The 2,028-nt window shown below is 70.8% G+C and carries 2 protein-coding genes and 2 pseudogenes; 2 read left to right on the top strand and 2 right to left on the bottom strand.

The genetic code is table 11. The annotated features are described in order from the left end of the window. Positions 1 to 262, bottom strand: a pseudogene (locus tag PROKR_RS33335) (hypothetical protein); the annotation flags it as partial. A gap of 326 nt (positions 263 to 588) precedes the next feature. On the opposite strand from PROKR_RS33335, the gene rpmB reads away from it, so the two are divergent. Both rpmB and PROKR_RS00935 read left to right on the top strand, forming a co-directional pair. Further along, positions 589 to 786 (top strand): 50S ribosomal protein L28, encoded by a 198-nt coding sequence (gene rpmB, locus PROKR_RS00940; protein WP_020013756.1) that lies wholly within the window; start codon positions 589 to 591, stop codon positions 784 to 786. 152 nt (positions 787 to 938) lie between these two features. Continuing rightward, on the top strand, positions 939 to 1,448 hold the full coding sequence (locus tag PROKR_RS00935) for a GNAT family N-acetyltransferase (RefSeq protein ID WP_342665843.1): 510 nt from the start codon (positions 939 to 941) through the stop codon (positions 1,446 to 1,448). Positions 1,449 to 1,720: 272 nt separating this feature from the next. On the opposite strand, the pseudogene PROKR_RS33330 reads toward PROKR_RS00935, so the two are convergent. Further along, positions 1,721 to 2,028 (bottom strand): annotated as a pseudogene (locus PROKR_RS33330) (thiamine-phosphate kinase); the annotation flags it as partial.

Below are 2,028 nucleotides of genomic sequence, written 5' to 3'. Positions count from 1 at the left end.
GCTGCGGTCCTGTGGCGTCCGCGGGTGCGGCGGCGACCGCCCGGTCACCCTCGCGGAGGGTCAGGTACAGGTTGGTGCCGGTGTCGGCGTCGGCCACGGGGAAGACGTTGACGCGGTCGATCGCGCCGCGCTCGCGCCGCAGAGCCGCCGTCGCGCCCTGGGTCCAGACCCGGACGAGACCCGGGTCGTCGAGCCCGACGGCCTCCGGGTACGACTGGGGACCCGAGTCAGCCGTCCGGCTGCCGCTGTGGACGTCGGTCACGTTCTGTCCTCCTGCACCTGGTGTCACGGGCCCGCTGTCGCGGGCGCCCGTTCCACGAACGACCGGCCTGCCCGGGCACCCGCTCGGACGGATCCCACCGTACCCAGCGCGTGGGACGCTCGCGTGCGGCCGTCCACAGGTCCGGTGTGACGCACCACCCCGCGGCTACGGTTTGAGGGGGTGGGCTGCGATCAGGTACTCTGTCGAAGTTGCCTGGAACGCCAAGAAGCGTTGATTGCTCCGAAAGCGTCCAGGCGTTCCCCTTTAGACCACCATCACGTCGTGCTGTCGTTCTGCACAGGCGTGCACGACATTCAGGAGACACCGTGGCTGCCAACTGCGACGTCTGCGGCAAGGGCCCGGGCTTCGGGCACAGCGTTTCGCACTCCCACATCCGCACCAAGCGCCGCTGGAACCCGAACATCCAGCGCGTTCGCGCGATCGTGGCTGGGACTCCCAAGCGCGTCAACGTGTGCACCTCCTGCCTCAAGGCCGGCAAGGTCACGCGCAAGGTCTCGGCCTGACGCTGCCGCAGCCGGGTCGCTGACGCGACCCGCACCAAGCTTGAACGAAGACGCCCGCCGGTCCACCGGTGGGCGTCTTCGGCTTTCCGGAACCTTCATCCGGAACCAAAGAAGTGGTTGCGCCCAGCACCCCGCGGTGAAAAGGTAAGGTCATGATGGCACCGGAAGACGTGACCATCCGCCCAGCAACGACGAACGACGCTCAAGCTATCGCTCGTGTCGACATCGCCTCTTGGCGTGGTGCTTACTCCGAGATCCTGCCCGACTCCTACCTGGCCTCGCTCGACATCAGCGACCGGGCCGAGCAGTGGCGAGCGGCGGTGAACGCGCGCGATACCACGGTCCTCCTCGCGGAGGACGAGAGCGGGCCGGTCGGGTTCACCAGCGTGGGGCCGTGCCGCGACGAGGACGCCGAGCCGGGCGACCTGGAGATCTACGCCATCTACCTGCACCCACGCGCCTGGGGCAGCGGCGTGGCCCGCGACCTGATGCGCACTGTGCTCGACGGCCTGAGCTCCGGGTCGGTGACCCTCTGGATCCTGGAGGGCAACGACCGCGCGCAGCACTTCTACAGGCGGCACGGGTTCCAGCACGACGGCACCGAGCGCATCGACGAGATCGGCGGCCGCCCGCTCACCCAGCTCCGCTTCCGCAAGCGCTGAACACCCGGCGCCTCCTGGAGCCTGCCTCCTGGAGCCCCGGGGGCGGCAGTCTGCACCACGACGTCGGCAGGGTCGTCGCAGGGTCGTCGCAGGGTCGTCGCAGGGTCGTCGGCAGTTTGCACCGCAGACTCGGCAGTTGGCATCGAGATCGGTCCAGGCCTGTGCCGACCTCGATGCCAAGTGCCGAGTCTCAGTGCGACCTGCCGCGCCTCAGTGCGACGTGCCGAGTCTCAGTGCGACGTGCCGAGCGCAGGGCGCGCCCATGGCGCGGCTCACGACCGGAAGTGGTCCCACCCCTGGCCGACGTCGGGGGCCTCGCCGCCGATCGTGACGGCCGCCGCAGCACCAGCCGGCGTCCCGCCGTCCAGCGCTGCCTCCAGCACCCGGCCCACAGCGGTCCAGCCCGTCGGGAGCTCCGCGTCCGGCGGGAACGTGGCCAGCAGGCTGTGGTCCTCCCCACCGCCCCAGATCCAGCCGTCCAGCATCCCGTCGACGTCGGACCGGCCGGGACCCCAGCCGGGGTCGCCCAGGCCCTGCGCGGCGGCGACGGCCCGGGCCGCCGAGCGCAGCACGTCCCGGT

Source organism: Promicromonospora kroppenstedtii DSM 19349, assembly GCF_000515355.1.
GTDB lineage: Bacteria > Actinomycetota > Actinomycetes > Actinomycetales > Cellulomonadaceae > Promicromonospora > Promicromonospora kroppenstedtii.
This window is presented reverse-complemented; position numbering and strand designations above follow the sequence as displayed.

Coding starts and splice junctions, on each gene's coding strand:
- PROKR_RS00935 (WP_342665843.1), top strand. CDS start 939: ATGATGGCACCGGAAGACGTGACCATCCGCCCAGCAACGACGAACGAC.